22 protein-coding genes are annotated in these 15,460 nt (G+C 31.5%); 19 read left to right on the top strand and 3 right to left on the bottom strand.

Annotation, left to right across the window (positions count from 1 at the left end):
* Positions 1–137: 137 nt before the first annotated feature.
* The 16 genes from LXD69_RS13440 to LXD69_RS13365 all read left to right on the top strand — a co-directional run bounded on the left by LXD69_RS13440 (position 138) and on the right by LXD69_RS13365 (position 11,192).
* A complete protein-coding gene (locus LXD69_RS13440; RefSeq protein ID WP_246915792.1) occupies positions 138–581 on the top strand; it encodes a DUF6896 domain-containing protein in 444 nt (147 codons plus the stop codon).
* A 187-nt stretch (positions 582–768) separates the two neighbouring features.
* Positions 769–1,410 carry a hypothetical protein gene (locus tag LXD69_RS13435; protein ID WP_246915791.1) on the top strand — a complete coding sequence of 214 codons (642 nt, stop codon included), beginning with the start codon at positions 769–771 and terminating at the stop codon, positions 1,408–1,410.
* Between the two features lie 246 nt (positions 1,411–1,656).
* The gene (locus tag LXD69_RS13430) at positions 1,657–1,944 is read left to right on the top strand and encodes a hypothetical protein (RefSeq protein ID WP_246915790.1); all 288 of its coding nucleotides are present in this window, start codon (positions 1,657–1,659) and stop codon (positions 1,942–1,944) included.
* Positions 1,945–2,404: 460 nt separating this feature from the next.
* A complete protein-coding gene (locus LXD69_RS13425; RefSeq protein ID WP_246915789.1) occupies positions 2,405–2,941 on the top strand; it encodes a DUF2199 domain-containing protein in 537 nt (178 codons plus the stop codon).
* A 178-nt stretch (positions 2,942–3,119) separates the two neighbouring features.
* Positions 3,120–3,803, top strand: a complete 684-nt coding sequence (locus LXD69_RS13420; RefSeq protein WP_246915788.1) for a hypothetical protein — start codon at positions 3,120–3,122, stop codon at positions 3,801–3,803.
* Between the two features lie 175 nt (positions 3,804–3,978).
* Positions 3,979–4,572, top strand: coding sequence for a hypothetical protein (locus LXD69_RS13415; RefSeq protein WP_246915787.1), 594 nt, complete (start codon positions 3,979–3,981; stop codon positions 4,570–4,572).
* A gap of 223 nt (positions 4,573–4,795) precedes the next feature.
* Positions 4,796–5,191, top strand: a complete 396-nt coding sequence (locus LXD69_RS13410; RefSeq protein ID WP_246915786.1) for a hypothetical protein — start codon at positions 4,796–4,798, stop codon at positions 5,189–5,191.
* Positions 5,192–5,373: 182 nt separating this feature from the next.
* Positions 5,374–5,826: a helix-turn-helix transcriptional regulator gene (locus LXD69_RS13405; protein ID WP_246915785.1), complete on the top strand. Its 453-nt coding sequence runs from the start codon at positions 5,374–5,376 to the stop codon at positions 5,824–5,826.
* A 48-nt stretch (positions 5,827–5,874) separates the two neighbouring features.
* Positions 5,875–6,297, top strand: coding sequence for a VOC family protein (locus LXD69_RS13400; RefSeq protein ID WP_246915784.1), 423 nt, complete (start codon positions 5,875–5,877; stop codon positions 6,295–6,297).
* On the top strand, positions 6,294–6,746 hold the full coding sequence (locus LXD69_RS13395; RefSeq protein ID WP_246915783.1) for a DUF1569 domain-containing protein: 453 nt from the start codon (positions 6,294–6,296) through the stop codon (positions 6,744–6,746). Before LXD69_RS13400 ends, LXD69_RS13395 begins: the two co-directional genes overlap by 4 nt.
* Before the next feature lie 183 nt (positions 6,747–6,929).
* Complete coding sequence (locus LXD69_RS13390; protein WP_246915782.1) at positions 6,930–7,322, top strand: ACT domain-containing protein; 393 nt, start codon at positions 6,930–6,932, stop codon at positions 7,320–7,322.
* Between the two features lie 232 nt (positions 7,323–7,554).
* Positions 7,555–8,115: a Crp/Fnr family transcriptional regulator gene (locus LXD69_RS13385; protein WP_045967018.1), complete on the top strand. Its 561-nt coding sequence runs from the start codon at positions 7,555–7,557 to the stop codon at positions 8,113–8,115.
* 104 nt (positions 8,116–8,219) lie between these two features.
* Positions 8,220–8,735, top strand: coding sequence for a GNAT family N-acetyltransferase (locus LXD69_RS13380; protein ID WP_246915781.1), 516 nt, complete (start codon positions 8,220–8,222; stop codon positions 8,733–8,735).
* An 11-nt stretch (positions 8,736–8,746) separates the two neighbouring features.
* Positions 8,747–9,844, top strand: a complete 1,098-nt coding sequence (locus tag LXD69_RS13375) for a DUF418 domain-containing protein (RefSeq protein WP_246915780.1) — start codon at positions 8,747–8,749, stop codon at positions 9,842–9,844.
* A gap of 201 nt (positions 9,845–10,045) precedes the next feature.
* A complete protein-coding gene (locus LXD69_RS13370) occupies positions 10,046–10,564 on the top strand; it encodes a hypothetical protein (RefSeq protein WP_246915779.1) in 519 nt (172 codons plus the stop codon).
* Between the two features lie 181 nt (positions 10,565–10,745).
* Positions 10,746–11,192: a hypothetical protein gene (locus LXD69_RS13365; protein WP_246915778.1), complete on the top strand. Its 447-nt coding sequence runs from the start codon at positions 10,746–10,748 to the stop codon at positions 11,190–11,192.
* A 333-nt stretch (positions 11,193–11,525) separates the two neighbouring features.
* Here LXD69_RS13365 and LXD69_RS13360 read toward each other — a convergent pair whose 3' ends face one another.
* The 3 genes from LXD69_RS13360 to LXD69_RS13350 are packed head-to-tail and all read right to left on the bottom strand — an operon-like array spanning position 11,526 to position 12,379.
* Entirely contained in the window at positions 11,526–11,915 is a 390-nt protein-coding gene (locus tag LXD69_RS13360; protein ID WP_246918883.1) for an IS110 family transposase, read from the bottom strand.
* An 11-nt stretch (positions 11,916–11,926) separates the two neighbouring features.
* The gene (locus LXD69_RS13355) at positions 11,927–12,184 is read right to left on the bottom strand and encodes a hypothetical protein (RefSeq protein WP_246915777.1); all 258 of its coding nucleotides are present in this window, start codon (positions 12,182–12,184) and stop codon (positions 11,927–11,929) included.
* Positions 12,185–12,199: 15 nt separating this feature from the next.
* Positions 12,200–12,379 carry a hypothetical protein gene (locus LXD69_RS13350; protein WP_246915776.1) on the bottom strand — a complete coding sequence of 60 codons (180 nt, stop codon included), beginning with the start codon at positions 12,377–12,379 and terminating at the stop codon, positions 12,200–12,202.
* Positions 12,380–12,936: 557 nt separating this feature from the next.
* Between LXD69_RS13350 and LXD69_RS13345 the strand changes: the two genes are divergently transcribed.
* From LXD69_RS13345 to LXD69_RS13335, 3 genes are all read left to right on the top strand, one after another.
* The gene (locus tag LXD69_RS13345; RefSeq protein ID WP_246915775.1) at positions 12,937–13,428 is read left to right on the top strand and encodes a hypothetical protein; all 492 of its coding nucleotides are present in this window, start codon (positions 12,937–12,939) and stop codon (positions 13,426–13,428) included.
* A 173-nt stretch (positions 13,429–13,601) separates the two neighbouring features.
* On the top strand, positions 13,602–14,897 hold the full coding sequence (locus LXD69_RS13340) for a hypothetical protein (RefSeq protein WP_246915774.1): 1,296 nt from the start codon (positions 13,602–13,604) through the stop codon (positions 14,895–14,897).
* Positions 14,894–15,457 (top strand): T9SS type B sorting domain-containing protein, encoded by a 564-nt coding sequence (locus tag LXD69_RS13335; RefSeq protein ID WP_246915773.1) that lies wholly within the window; start codon positions 14,894–14,896, stop codon positions 15,455–15,457. The genes LXD69_RS13340 and LXD69_RS13335 overlap by 4 nt, the downstream gene beginning before the upstream one ends.
* Positions 15,458–15,460 lie beyond the last annotated feature (3 nt).

Here is a 15,460-nt window from a genome sequence, read left to right as displayed (position 1 = left end):
TTCAAACAAAAACATACGCATAACATGCCAATTAGGGATAAAACTAGTTTGATTTGTGCGTTTATAAACTAGTTGTGCTTCATTTTCGGAAAACCGTTAAACAAAAAATATACATCAAAAAAACAATAAAAAATTGGTTGGAATTCTTTAAAAATAACAATATCAAAATAAAACTTGATGTTGTTAAAGAAGCCATAATTGATTATAGAAGTGACGGAAAAAAATTGATGCGTAAACTTGCAGAAAAATATGGGCTTGATATTGAAAATAAAAAAGATTATGAAAAATTAATTTCAAGAAATAACGAAGAAATACCAATAAATGGTGAACTTTCTAAACGCTGGAATTACGCTTTTCATGGTTGTGAATGTGGATTTTATAATAAGAAACATAAACAACAAGTTGAAGTTGTCCTAAGTAATCAACCTGAATTTGGACAAATTAATTCTTGGTTTCTTTTATCTTACATGAAATCTACTGAAAAATACAAAAAAGAAATAGAAGGAATTAATTGGCAACAACTTAAATCTTTAATTGAAAAATTATACGAAACTGGTGAAATAGAATCTATAAATGAATAAAAAACGAACGCACAACCACCGTTTGTAGCAATTGCTAAGTTAGGTTTGTGCTCAGAATTTTGCTACGCCAGTTCGCACAAAGTGCTCGAGTCTCCGAAAATTCCATGAGGAGTTTTGTACTTGTAATATTTTGTATTAAATTTACGCAACTGCCAAAAGCACCAAAACGTTGCCACACATTTGAGAAATGCATAGAATATTAACAATTTTCATTTTAACATTCATCTGTCAATCCTCTTTTTCACAGTCTTATCCAACTTCGGAAGTAATTCAAAAAGCCGAACTATATTTGAAAGAAGCGGTTGGAGATTCCTTGTTTAAATACTTTGAACTTGGAGCAAATTCTGACTATAAATACCAAACTAACTTTGGAAAATATAAATGGAAAGATATTAGCAAAGGGAGAAAAACGAAAGGAAAATTCATCGATGGGAAACATATAAATTTTGTGTTAAATCATCCTGATTTTAAATATCCGTACACAACAAAAACTGTTTATGTAGAATTGGACTCAAACCTGAATTTAATTAGAGGAGTTTACATTGACCAAATTCCTAAATTTCTTTTAAAAAACAAACCTTCTGACTGGTTATCCGAAAATAAGATTGATAGCATCGTTAAGAAACAAAACTTGAAAACCCCTGTTGAACCATTTTCAAGAAGGCTAGAATTTGACACTAAAACAAAGGAGTATCATTGGATTATATTCAATACTCTTTACAAAGAAAAGTGTTTCTCTGATGAAGAAATTTTGCATATAAATCCAGTAAGTGGAATTATTTTAAAACACTTTGAAGAAAGACAAAGAATAATGCATTGTGGAGAATAAAAAAACGATGAAAAAAAGTATTCTTTTCATAACAATGCTAATAAGTATTAATTGTGTTTGTCAAACAAAAACATCAGATATTTTAGATAAATTTAAATTTGGTTCAAGCTATGAAAATTCAACTGAATAGAAGAAAGGTCTAAAAAAGATGGAATTATTTCATATACTTATATTGGGAATGAAATATTTAAAATCGGGACTATCGAAATAAACAACATTAATCTTGTTTACTTTGAAAATAAATTAATGGCAATTGAAATAAATTTTGGTAATCCACTGACAAAAGATAGCTTTGAAACCACAGAATTTGAAAAAGTTAGAGAAAACTTAATTGCAGAACTTGGTAAATTTAATTATGAAAAAAACAATTCAAATCCTCAAGTCATTAACGAAATTGATTGGAAAAAAGAAAATGTTAATTTCAATCTGAAAAGACTAAACTATAAATATGAAAATGTTGATTATATTTTAGGTCTTTTTTTATTAAGAGACATTAAATTATCCGAAAAATTTATGGCTAACTTAAAAAGATAAAATACTAGTTACAACAGCAGTTAAAAGTAATGGCTCAGGCAAGGGCAAACTTCCGAATTTTGCTACGCCAGTTCGCACAAAGTGCTCGGGTTTCTGAAAATTCAAAAGTTTGCGTTATATTTGTTTTGGCTTGGTCTTGGCTCATCGCCACTACTTATAGCCGCGGATCGTTACCCAACATTTGACAAAAATTGAAAACTAGAACAAAATACATACTTCTGATTATAGGAATTCTTGATTTTGTATTGATATATTACAATCACAATAATTTTTTGACTGAAACTAGTTTTGACCCACCAGAATTGAAATATTCAAAATGGCTGTTTGGAATTGGGATTTTATGCGTTGGGTTCTGTTTTTTCAATAAAAGTTGGCGAAATATATTGACAAAAATTATGTTAGGAGCTTTCGGAATTTGTTTAGTTCTTAACTTATATCTATTTTTTCAAATAATTTAACAATGTTCTGGAAAAGAAAGAAAAATAAATCAACAGAATTTAAATGCTCTGAATGTGAAAAAACACATGCCGAATGGCCAGCATTGGCATTTAATTCACCTGTAAATTATCACAATCTTTCGGAAAACGAAAAATCCGAAATTGGAAAATTGGAAACCGACTTTTGTGAAATTCATTATGAAGACCAAACTGACCGATTTATAAGAGTAACATTAACTCAAAAAGTTAATGATACTTGCGAAAACCTAGAATATGGTTTATGGGTTTCTTTAAGCGAAAAAAACTATTCAGACTATAAAGTTAACTTCAATAATCCTAATCACGAAACTGGCTATTTTGGTTGGTTATGTAGCAATATTGCTGAATATGGAGATACGTCTTCAATTCCTTGCGATGTAATGACAAAAAAAGGAAATGATAGACCCGAAATTTTTCCTCACAAAGATTTTGATCATCCATTTGTAAGAGATTATTATAACGGAATTTTAAAAAAAGAAGCAGAAAACAGAATATACGAAATGATTAAAAACGTCGGGTAACAGCCATTTGTAGCAATTGCTAAGTTAGGTTTGTGCTCAGAATTTTGCTACGCCAGTTCGCACAAAGTGCTCGAGTCTCCGAAAATTCCATGAGGAGTTTTGTACTTGTAATATTTTGTGTTAAATTTAAGCAACTGCCACAAGCGGCAGACCGTTGTGTACCATTTGAACTAAACTTATGATTAGAATTGACCATTGCGAAAATTTAATTCATTTCACCAAAGGAAAGGATAAATCTTTGGAGTATGAAAGTGCATACCAAAATCTGAAAAATATTATAAAAGCAGGAGAATTAAAAGGTAGCAATGGAATGATATTAGGCGGACACAATTGCGTATGTTATACAGAATCGCCCATAAGATGTCTGACCAACAACGGACAATTGGAATCAAAATATTTCTCGCGATACACACCATTTGGACTTCAATATTGTAAAAAAGATGTTTTTCAAAATGGTGGTCGACCTGTAATTTACTCAACACGTGAAGAGGCGGAAAAACAGAGAGCTAATGCTGACATAAATTGGAGATATGTGAGTTATGACCCAGTGATGGATGGAAGGTTAGACTTTACTTGGGAACGTGAATGGAGAATTAAAACGGATAGCGTACCTGTTAAACCTGACCTTGTAAAATTAGTATTTCCAAGTTTAGACTGGATAAACAGATTTATCGAGGAACACGAAAAGGAGTATCACGGAATGGATATCGAAGATGATTGTGCGGAGTGTTTCTGTATAAGAGAAGTAACAATTTTGAATTTTACCGATTTTCTGAATAATGAAGAATGTGAAAACCTAATTGGGACTTGTCCAAATCCAGATAAATTTCCATGGATTTTAATAAATATGAACGAAAAATAAAAACGCACTACAACAATGGCTATAAGTAATTACTTGTTCTCGCCTACTTCTGAAAACCCTTGCGGATTTTCAGTTTGGTGTATACTAGCTATGTTTAACGCTAAACCACGCCACTTCACATAGCCGAAACCGTTGACAGACAGTTTGGGAAACTTGCTAAAAAACAGAAAAATCGATGAAAACTAAATCAAAATCAGAAATAATACTTACAATTGTAGTATTACTATTTATTGTAATTTCATTTATTATTGATATTGATAAATACATTCCAGAATTAAGTCAAATTTTTCCTTTTATTTGGATTTTCTTCTTAATTCTTGACATTTACAAATCAAATAAATATCTAAAAAATAAACCTAAAAACGAAATCAGAATTAGAAGTAAAAATGATAGCTATTATCATATTTTACCTTTTATTGGTGGCGTATTTTTTTGTTTAATTTCATTAATATTGTTTTTTAAATATGAAGGAAAAACTACAGTAATATTAACTTTTTTATCAGGAATAATATTAATTTTTAAAGGACTAATCTTTATTCCAAGCGTTTTAATAAGAAAAGAAAATGGAAACTTATATCTTGAAAATGGAAAAGTTTTTGAAACACTTAAAATTGAAACTGTCGAAAAAGTAATTATTAATGAAAACAATATTGAATTTAAACAAAGTGAAAACAAAAATTATATATTTTCACACCTAGAACTTAATTTAACAGAAATTGAAACTACAAAAAACTTTTTAAGAGAAAATATAAATGTAAATATTATCTGAAAGAAACTGATCTGCCAACAGCGGTTTGTAGCAATTGCTAAACTTGGCTTATGTTTGGAATTTTGCTACGCCAGTTCGCACTTTGTGCTCGGGTTTCCAAAAATTCAACGAGGACTTTTGTACTTGTAAACTTTTGTCTTAAATTTACGCAACTGCCATAAGCGACAACACGTTATAGGTAATTAATAACTGAATTTTGAAGAAAAGACTAATAATATTTACCTTGATTTCGATTTGCTTATATTTTTTAGCTACAAACTTCCCTAAAGAAAGTTATGAGATAAATGATAAAAATGTCAAAATAAAAATATCAATTTCAGAAAACTTATTAGTATTCAGAGATCCAGAGTACTACAAAAAAATAAGAATAATTGATGATACCAAAGAATTTGAAATCGAATTTTGGTCTGAAATTAAAGATGTTAAAATTTTTAAACGAATAAAAAATACTGATATATTTTGGGTAATAGATGACAATTATCGCGGCTTTACCAGAACCTCTGAAAATGAATTTACTAAATTTATTTGTGCTGATTGTAGTGAAAAAGAAAAACTAATTGGTAACGATATTTTGGGTTACGAATTAAAAGACAACAAATTTAATAAAACTACTTTTTAACTACCTACAACAGTAGTTAAACTAATGGCTTGGGTTTGGTTTTCCTTCGGAAAAACCGCAGATAACCAAAAAAATTTTATATTTGTTAAAGCTACTCTTAAATCGTCGCCACAGACGGCTAGCTGTAAACCGTTAGCGGTCATTGTAAAGCGACATCCTACAAATATTGACAAGACAAGAAAATGACAACAGAACAATATCCAAAAATCTATTTGTACAGACGAATTGTTCAAGCCAAACTTTACATTGACAAATTCTATTCTGAAAAAATTGACCTTGACAACATTTCGAACGAAGCATATTTTTCCAAATTTCATTTTATAAGATTATTCAAATCTATTTACGGAAAAACGCCACACCAATATCTCACAACAGTAAGAATTGAAAAAGCTCAACAATATTTGCAATTAAACAAATCTGTCAAAGATGTTTGCTTTTTGGTTGGTTTTGATAGCGTAAGCACATTTAGCGGACTCTTTACCAAGTTAGTTGGCAAGACTCCTTCCGATTACACAAACCAATACAATGAAAGAAAAGCGAAAATTGAAACTTCGCCTTTAACTTTTGTACCAAGTTGTTATTCATTTATGCACGGTTGGACAAAGAATAGCAATTTTGGAGATGAGAATAAATAATTTATTGCTAACCTTTGCATTGAGTTTAATAATTAAAAAGAAAAAGCAATGATAACAAAATTGACAGTTACAAACATTCACGTCATAGACCAAAATAGCGCCTATGACTTCTATGTAAACAAGTTAGGCTTCAAACTTGTAGACGATATTCCAATGGGAGCAGATAGTCGTTGGTTGACAGTTTCACCACCTGAACAACCAGACTTACAGCTTGTATTGTTTCCAGTCAAAGTAAGCAAAATGTTTCCAAAAGAAGTTGCGGAATCATTAATTGACCTTATTAAGAAAGGAATATTTGGTTGTGGTGTATTGACCTGCAATGACATTTTCGCTACATACGAAGAACTGAAAGAAAAAGGAGTAGAATTTATTAAGCCTCCTACAAAAGAATTCTATGGTACAGAAGCATTATTTAGAGATGATTCAGGCAACTATTTTTCATTACAGCCTTTAAACAACTTTGACAAATGAAAACAATATTTGACAAATCTACAAGAGATGAGTTAGTTCAGAGAATTAATTCACTAAATGAAAAAAACGAACCTGTTTGGGGTAAGATGAATGTTTATCAAATGCACAAGCACTGTACAATATGGAACGAGTGGGTTTTAGGAACGAAAGATTTTGTTTACAAACAAGATTTTATTGGAAAAATATTTGGCAGAATGGCATTAAAGAGCAACACAAAAGACGATAAGCCAATCGGCAAAAATATGCCAGCAGGAAAAGCATTTACAGTTAAGGAAAAAGTTAACGACTTAACAACTCTAAAATCAATTTGGATAGAACAGATTAAATCCTACGAAAACTATTCAAACGACAATTTCATTCACGACTTCTTTGGCAAAATGACCAAGGAGCAAATCGGAATTTTTGCATTTAAACATAATGACCACCATTTAAGACAATTTAATGCGTAGAACAACGAACCGCTAACAAGGATTTGCCAAAATGAGGGCAGATGTGCTAAATTGAACATTAGTAATTCTATTTGGTACCTGTGCAAAACTGAACATTTGTTCGTCTAATTCCCCCACTTCGGCAAGCCTCAAACCGTTGTGCATCACTTTAGCCAAATAAAACGCTAGAAAAAAAATAAAAAAATGAACGGAGAAAAAAATTTAGAAATACTTTTAAAAACAATGAAACCTAAACACAATGTAGGCGAATTTGTATTCTGCGAAATCGAAGATTTAGAAAAAATAAAATTGAATGAAATTGTAATGTCTTTCAGAGAAGAAGAAAGTATTACAATAATTACTAAAATAGAAATTGCAGACAAATTGAATCTAAAATATTCTTTTATTGCTTCGTGGATTACATTAACAGTTCATTCTTCATTAGAAGCTGTTGGACTAACTGCTGCATTTTCAAAAGCTTTGTCAGAAAATGGAATTAGTTGTAATGTAGTTGCAGCATTCTATCACGACCATATTTTTGTAGACAAAAATGACACTGAAAAAGCAATGGAAATCCTAAATAAATTTTCAGAATAAATATAAAAGCAAACGCACAACAGTCATTTGTAGCAATTATTAGGTTTAGTTTATGTTCGGAATTTTGCTACGCCAGTTCGCACAAAGTGCTCGAGTCTCCGAAAATTCTACGATTAATTTTGTACTTGTAAACTTTTGTTATAATTTTATGCAACTGCCACAACCAACCGTTAGCAAAAATACTTTGACTTCCCGTTAAAGTTTAGCAAACAACAAAAGTTTAGCATATCAAATGAATCTATTAGTTAAAGAGTTTAAAAATTTTGGAAGTTTATCCCCAGAAGCTGAACTGGATTTTCAGAATAGAGTCGTGCGACACGAGTATAAAAAAGGTAGTTTTTATATCAAAGAGGGACAAACTTCTTCTGGACTTTTTATTATTGAAAAAGGATTAGTTCGAATGTTTTATCGAAAAGGAGATAAAGAAATAAACTCCCTTTTCGCAACAGAAAATGAAGTAGTTACTTCTTCAAGAACCTTCTTTTTTAAATTTCCTGCCAAAGAAAATATACAATTCTTGGAAGATAGTATCATTCATTCTATTTCAAGGAAAAATTTATATGAATTGTGCAACCTTTATCCTGAAATCAACACTATAGAACGATTGGCTACCGAAGCCTATTCACTTGCTCTGGAGGACCGAATTTTCTCCTTACAAACTCTTTCAGCTACCGAACGTTATGATGAACTAGTACGAGATAATCCTCAAATATTGCAGCGTGTATCGTTGGGGCACATCGCGTCGTACTTGGGTGTAACACTCGAAACAATAAGCCGTATCCGCAAAAAGTAACATAACATTCTCATTTCAATCCCTTTCTCCTGTCAGCTCCTTTTTTGACAAATGTCAAAATCTTGCCTTTCCTTTCGTTGTATTTTTACCCAAAATAAAATGAAATGCAAATCACCTTAGAACTTTTAGAAAAAGAACATAAGCAGCAGTTTATTAAATACAATCAAATTGCTTTTCAAAAAGCTTATACAGAAGAATTTGGAGAATCAGATGAAATGATTTTGCCAGAAAATGATATCGAGAATTCACTTAATAGAGAAAAATCGGTAGCTTACCGTATTCTGAACAATGGCGTTTGGGTGGGCGGAATCATACTTTCCATACATAAAATAACTCATCACAACTCTTTAGACTTATTTTTCATCAACCCCGATGTCCACAGCAAAGGTGTGGGCACTAAGGCGTGGGCGATGGTGGAAAAGATGTATCCCGAAACCAAGGTTTGGGAAACACACACACCTTATTTTGAGAAGCGGAACATTCATTTTTATGTGAATAAATGCGGTTTTAAGATTGTAGAGTTTTTCAACCCACGCAACCAAGATCCTCATATGCCACATACAAGTAGCGATGGATTGGATTATTCTTTCCGTTTTGAAAAAGTAATGATTAACCATTAAAATAAGTTCTAATGACAAAAGATAATCAACAAATTGTACAACCCAGTGAGCGAATTTACATTTTGGATATCCTGCGTGGATTTGCTGTATTTGGAATTTTGGCGGTGAATATTATGGCGTTTTCATTGCCCAATCACGATTTTTCGCAAATGATTATAAACTCGGAGTCTCCAAAATGGTACGACCAATTGGCTTTATGGTTTAACGAATATTTTACGGAAGGTAAATTCTATATCATCTTCTCCTTCTTATTTGGTTTAGGATTTTCGGTACAATTATCAAGAGCCGAAGCCAAAGGAAGTAATATTCTGTCCTTTTATCCACGCAGATTGTTGATACTCTTAGGCTTTGGTATTTTACATTCATTCTTTTGGTGGGGCGATGTATTGCGAATTTATGCTTTGTTAGGCTTCGTTTTGCTGGCATTTCGGAAATTGTCCAATCAATGGCTACTCGTCTTGGCAGCATTATGCTTTGTCTTATCGGGCTTAGTTACAGCCTTTCCTGCTGTTTTTGGTGAAGGTTCCGGTGCTCCGTCTGATAGCATTCTAAAAAGCATCTTGTTTGGGTTAACACATATGGGACCTTTCGTAATGGGAATGTTTTTCTTGGGAAGAATTGCGGGACAAATCAAAGTCTTTGAAAAATTGCGACAATACAAAGACCTACTTCCAAAAATTATCATCTTCGGATTAATTATTTCGGTGGGATTAAGAGTAATTGTTTCGGTTTTTACTACAAAACCTGGCGGAATAGAAACGCACCTGAAGGGATTAAGTGATATGGCTTTGGCGGCGGTATATGTGAGTGCCTTGTCTTTACTTTCTTTGCGTGAAAACATGGCAAAATACTTAAATCCTATGGGCTATGTTGGTCGCATGGCTTTAACCAATTACATTGTACAAACAATAATTTGCGTAGGCTTTTTCCGCATTTTTGATTTGGAAGGCAAAGTAAATGCAGGTCTGCTTTTGCTAATGACACTTATGATTTACGGATTTCAACTTTTGTATAGTCGATGGTGGTTAAGACGTTTCAAATACGGACCTATGGAATGGTTCTGGCGGTCTTTCACATACGGTAAAATGCAGTCTTTTCGTTTGAAATAATGGCTACACTTTCTGTTTTTATAATCATTAAAAAATAGTACTTCTGCTAACAAGCGTTTGGGAAGATTGCTAATTTTGTAGTAAATACACGTTTACATTTCGCAAGAAATTTTATCTTTAACAGAAAATAATCAGTTCCGAAGCTCGCAACCTCGCCAAGCACCGGAACGTTGTACGTAAGCTTATAAAAAACGAAAATAAATGGCAATTTATCAATATTATTTAGCGATTGTTTCTAAAGAAGGAATTTTAAAAAAACATAATTTGATTCCCAACGAAATAAGAATTAACACAGAAACTGGATATTTTGAATCTGATGCAGAACTATATTGGAAAGAAATTGACCAAAAAGCTGATGAAATAACACCAAAAATTGACTCGTTTATAAAAAGAGCTGATTGGGGTAACGACAAAACAAATTTTAATTGGAAAACTAAATCTAAAGTATTAGATAATGATGCTTTCATGGGTCTAAATGAAAAGACTTTCTCAATAACTGAATTTTCCTTTAGAGCGGATTTACGCGAAGATGGATTTACTTTCTTGAAAAATATGATTGAATTGAGTAAAGAAAACAATTGGATGTTTATGGATAGAAAAGGCAAATTAATGAACGCTGATTTTGAAGAAATCAAAGCTAGTATTAAGAATTCAGACGCTCATAGTTTTTTGAATAATCCAATCAAATTTTTAGAAAACCTCGATGATAAAAGTAAATAAAGCCGAACGCACAACAGCCATTTGTAGCAATTGCTAGGTTTAGTTTGTATTCGGAATTTGCTACGCCAGTTCGCACAAAGTGCTCAAGTCTCCGAAAATTCTACGAAGAGTTTTGTACTTGTAATCTTTTACCTTAAATTTATGCAACTGCCACAAGCGGTCTAACGTTGTATGTAATTTTATGAAAAACTTTACTTCAATAATATTATTATCCGTTTTCATTTCTCTATTTTCATCATGTAAGAATAATGAAAAACAGATTTTTTATGAAAAATTAGATGAGCTTAAAAATTATACAATAGAGATGACAGAATATGATAATTCTTTATTAAAAGCAAGAGCTCAAGAGGATATTGTAATTGATGGGCTAAATGATAGTTTGAGAAAAATTAATGAAAGAATTGAAAAAGAAATCAGGACAATAAATACAGATTCCCGAAATAAAACTGTAATATTTTACAACGAATTAAATTCTGAACATAAATTATATCTAAATGAAATAGATATAAATGAATATTCAAAATTGACTGACAGTTCATATTTAAAAATAATTGAAGTTAACTTATTTATTTTGAAAAGTAAATTGACCCGAGATTTTTTAAGACGAAGTTATTCAAGAAAGTTTTAAAAACTACTGCTAACAACCGTTCCTATGTAAAGCACCATTAAGTTATTAACAACTTTGAATAAGGTTGTATTTAATTTTTTCTCGAGTTAAATAGTCCATAATACGGCCTGTTGGTAAAGTTGGCAACTAACTTTATCAATGATGCTAAGAAAGATTTTCCTCTTTTACTTCATATTTCTTTGTTTTAAATTCTTAAAGCTCCAGCCAGCTCCTATACGTGATCTGCTTTTAATCGCAGTCACCAGTATCGGTATGATTGTAAGAATAAATAAAATAGCTACCTGCTTGGCGATGTGGCCTCGACAAGGCGAGCCACCACGGCTGTTTTGTAGTCTATTTCTCTTGTATGATTGAGCTTATTAAGATAGTTATACTTTGTTTATTTTTTATTGTTCTACTACCTAAATTATGATTTATTTGATAAAGTGTTTCGGTTTTGATGACAGATAATATTCTTCGTGCCATTTTATGAGCTACTTTAAAAATGATGCTTTTTACGTTTTTATCTTGGTGTTTTCTATAATATTTTTGTATTTCAATGTTTTTTCTAATGGCAACCCAAACAGCTTCTATCAAGTAACTTTTAAATTGTGAGCGACTTCTTGGTGTGATTCCCAAACATTTTTCACTATCTCCACTATTATAAACTCCAGGAACTAATCCAATATAAGAGCTAAATTGCGCTTCGGTATTAAATCTCCGTAAATCGCCACATTCGGCTATAATTACACTGGCTAAATAACCGCCAATTCTGGGATGGATTTTAGAAGATAATAATCTTTTTTGTTATTTTTTCTACAATGCAATCGCATCTGATTTGCAATTTCTAAATATTCTGATTTGATAAATTTATAAAGTCTTATTTTACCTTGTAAAGCCAAATTACCACAACTCGTGCTAAACTTTAATTGCTCTAACCAACTAATAAAATCATTACTCCAATTCAAATTATCAAACTGATCTGGAACTTTTATACCATGAAAAAGCAACATACTCTTTATATGTGATTATGTTTGACGAAGCTTTTTGGTTATCTGAGTGCCGTGTCGAGCTAAGCTCATAAATTGTTCCTGCGCTTCCGTTGGAATATAAATTCCTTTTAAAACTCCTGCTTTTAGTTGATTAGACAAATTCTTGGAATCTAAAGCATCTGTTTTTTGATAACGCTCCTTATCTCCTGTCTTCACATCGCTGGATTAAAAACCAAAACGTTCCAACCTAAGTTTAAAAAATAACGAGCATCGGAACGTTATAGTGCATATACTCCGCAGACACGTATCAGCTTTCCGAAAAAAAATTAATGAAATTCTAAACTTAGAAAAGTAAGAAAAGAAAAATAACGTTTTGAAAATACTTTGCGGAATTTCTATCGCCGAATTGTTAGTCTCATTCGCGAATTTTTCGGCTAACGAAAGCACCAGCGTTTGGAAAGTTTAATGATTTTGAAAAGCTAAACGTAAATGTTTGCTTCTACTCTATTCCAGAAAGAAAATATTACGGAAAATTAAATCTGAAAAGAATATACTTCGTCGTGAAAATACTTTGAGTAACGTTATTTGTCTTTCTTTCATAAGTTTACGCACCATAACAGCAGTTACACTCAATGGTTTGGGCTGTTTTTACTTGGAAAATCCTTCGGATTTCCAAAGTTTGTCTATATTTGTAATGGCTCGCTTATCAGTTAACGCCACTGAAGTGTAGCTGCAAAACATTGGCAGTCATTTAAGAAAACTGAGAAAACACATTGAAAATTAGAAAATTCATTTCTGACCTTTTTAAAAGTAAACCCAAAGTAGAACTTAATATTAATGAAAATCGATGGGAAGCGAATATCCACCCTTTATTTATTCAATTAAAAAAAAATGCAAGTATTTACTTGTTGAAAAACAGATTCACAGTTTTTAATCAGAAAATAGGATTTGAAACCTTTAAAAATGAATCTGAAATTTATATTTCCATTGTAAATCAAGGTTACGACTTTCCTGAAGTATATATCGGGAAAAATAACATACTTGATGAAATGATACGGTTTGACTTTATGCTTGAATTATACTTGACCCATAAAACTGAATTAATTAAGAAACATAAATCGCTGAATAACTTCTACGACTTTGAATATGAAAAAGATTTTATGGAAACACATTATGATTCGATTTTGAAAATCAATCCATTTCCTGAAAAGTATTTCGAATGGATGAAATCAAACGACAAACTAATAAGATGTTATACAAATTAAAAAAACGAACTGCCAACAATGACTATAAGTAATTACTTATCTTCACCTACTTCTGAAAATCCTCGCGGATTTTCAGTTTGGTGTATACTTGCAGAGTTAATTAAGTACTAAACCAAACAATTACTAATAACCGAAACCGTTACAGGAAACCTTAAAACCGTAGAATATAAAAAATGAAAACAAGAATCTTATCATTATTAACAATATTGACGAACCTATTTGTATTTAGTCAAAGTCAATTTCAAAATGTAGGTACAAGTAGTCCTGGTAATGCTGAAAGAATAACAAATTTTAGTGTTACTGATGCTAACAATGAACTACTTGAAATCACCAACTCAACAAATATTGATGGTCAATTCATTCCATCATTATGGGCACATCATCAAGCGGATAATAGGTACGTTTTCCGTCATTTTATTACTACTAATTCAGCGCAGGATAATGGCAATTCTCCAATGATGATTTATAGAGCTGAAATAAGAAATAATTTAAATTTAACAGCAGGTCCGAGTGGAAATTTTCCTTGGGGTACAACTGCCACAAATGTAATTAACAGGCCATTGTTTGCATGGGAAAATGGAAATACTCAACTGATGAGAATGCTTGCAAATGGTTATCTTGGAATAGGGACCACTACTCCTACCTCATTATTTCATACTAATGGAACGGTTCGACTTGAAAACATAGCCACAACAACTTCAAATACTTATGTCTTAACAACGGATGCCAATGGAAATGTAAGCAGACAATTATCGACTTCATTCGGCGGTGGTTTAACCAATAGCTGCGCTAATACAAATTTTTTGCTCAAAAAAAGCGCGACAGATTTGACTTGTTCACAGATATTTGATAACGGTACCAATGTCGGAATCGGTACTGCTACTCCTACCTCATTATTTCATATTAATGGAACAGTTCGATTTGAAAATTTGACCGATGCGACTAACCCATTTAGAATTTTAGGAACCGATAATGCCGGGAATGTGTTTGAATATAATCCCTCGACACTCATTGGTGGCGGAACAAATGATTATGATTGGTTCAGGCCCGACAATACTTTTGCAACTTCTATCAGTGATAATATTTATACTAATGGAAAAGTTGGAATCAATACCAGTATTTTTCCTAACCAGGTTGGTGATGTCGATGTTTCATCATACAGTTTGTTTGCAAAAGGTGGAATTTTAACAGAAGAAGTGCGAGTTGCATTAAGTTCTGACTGGGCTGATTTTGTATTTGATAAAGAATATAAATTAGAGCCTTTGAAAAATGTTGAAACATTCATTAAAAAAAATAAGCATTTAAAATATATTCCATCTGCCCAAGAGGTAAAAAAAGACGGTATTGAACTTGGAGAAATGAATAAACTTTTATTACTTAAAGTAGAAGAACTAACTTTGTATTTAATTGAATTGAATAAAAAAGTGGAAAAACAAGATGAAGAAATTAAAAAATTGAAATCAAAATGAGGCAATTCCTTTTATTACTATTTTTAATTATTTGCAATTTGTCATTAAGTCAGACAATCAACTCCGACTGTAATGAAAGTTATTTGTTATCCGATATTGAAAATAGTTCCAATTATACATACAACGCTCAAAATTCAATTACAACAGAAAACAATTATAAAGTTATAGCATCAAATAATGAGATAAGAATGAAAGCAGGGAAAGTGATTGTTTTAAAGCCAAACACCTATATTAAAAAAGCTTCTGTATATTTAGCAAGAATTGAACCCTGCACGGTTTGTCCATTAAGCTTTTTCTATAACAATTTTTTCACACCCAATGAAGACGGTTATAACGATTTTTGGAAAGTAAATTGGGCTAACCAATTAGATTTTTCCAATGTTTATATTTATGACAGGTATGGTAAATTAGTTAAAACACTAATGAATAACCAAGATTACTGGGATGGAAAGTACAATTCAAAAGATCTATTTTCATCTGACTATTGGTTTAAACTTGTATATACAGATTGTAATGGTAACCAAAAAGAATACAAATCACATTTTTCTTTAAAAAGATAATAT

The sequence above is a fragment of the Flavobacterium sediminilitoris genome, from assembly GCF_023008245.1.
Classification (GTDB): Bacteria; Bacteroidota; Bacteroidia; order Flavobacteriales; family Flavobacteriaceae; genus Flavobacterium; species Flavobacterium sediminilitoris.
Note: the sequence above shows the minus strand (reverse complement) of the source record. Positions and strands in the feature narration are given on the sequence as shown.

Coding starts and splice junctions, on each gene's coding strand:
- LXD69_RS13435 (WP_246915791.1), top strand. CDS start 769: ATGCATAGAATATTAACAATTTTCATTTTAACATTCATCTGTCAATCC.
- LXD69_RS13430 (WP_246915790.1), top strand. CDS start 1,657: ATGGCAATTGAAATAAATTTTGGTAATCCACTGACAAAAGATAGCTTT.
- LXD69_RS13425 (WP_246915789.1), top strand. CDS start 2,405: ATGTTCTGGAAAAGAAAGAAAAATAAATCAACAGAATTTAAATGCTCT.
- LXD69_RS13420 (WP_246915788.1), top strand. CDS start 3,120: ATGATTAGAATTGACCATTGCGAAAATTTAATTCATTTCACCAAAGGA.
- LXD69_RS13415 (WP_246915787.1), top strand. CDS start 3,979: ATGAAAACTAAATCAAAATCAGAAATAATACTTACAATTGTAGTATTA.
- LXD69_RS13405 (WP_246915785.1), top strand. CDS start 5,374: ATGACAACAGAACAATATCCAAAAATCTATTTGTACAGACGAATTGTT.
- LXD69_RS13400 (WP_246915784.1), top strand. CDS start 5,875: ATGATAACAAAATTGACAGTTACAAACATTCACGTCATAGACCAAAAT.
- LXD69_RS13395 (WP_246915783.1), top strand. CDS start 6,294: ATGAAAACAATATTTGACAAATCTACAAGAGATGAGTTAGTTCAGAGA.
- LXD69_RS13390 (WP_246915782.1), top strand. CDS start 6,930: ATGAACGGAGAAAAAAATTTAGAAATACTTTTAAAAACAATGAAACCT.
- LXD69_RS13385 (WP_045967018.1), top strand. CDS start 7,555: ATGAATCTATTAGTTAAAGAGTTTAAAAATTTTGGAAGTTTATCCCCA.
- LXD69_RS13380 (WP_246915781.1), top strand. CDS start 8,220: ATGCAAATCACCTTAGAACTTTTAGAAAAAGAACATAAGCAGCAGTTT.
- LXD69_RS13375 (WP_246915780.1), top strand. CDS start 8,747: ATGACAAAAGATAATCAACAAATTGTACAACCCAGTGAGCGAATTTAC.
- LXD69_RS13370 (WP_246915779.1), top strand. CDS start 10,046: ATGGCAATTTATCAATATTATTTAGCGATTGTTTCTAAAGAAGGAATT.
- LXD69_RS13365 (WP_246915778.1), top strand. CDS start 10,746: ATGAAAAACTTTACTTCAATAATATTATTATCCGTTTTCATTTCTCTA.
- LXD69_RS13355 (WP_246915777.1), bottom strand. CDS start 12,184: ATGTTGCTTTTTCATGGTATAAAAGTTCCAGATCAGTTTGATAATTTG.
- LXD69_RS13340 (WP_246915774.1), top strand. CDS start 13,602: ATGAAAACAAGAATCTTATCATTATTAACAATATTGACGAACCTATTT.
- LXD69_RS13335 (WP_246915773.1), top strand. CDS start 14,894: ATGAGGCAATTCCTTTTATTACTATTTTTAATTATTTGCAATTTGTCA.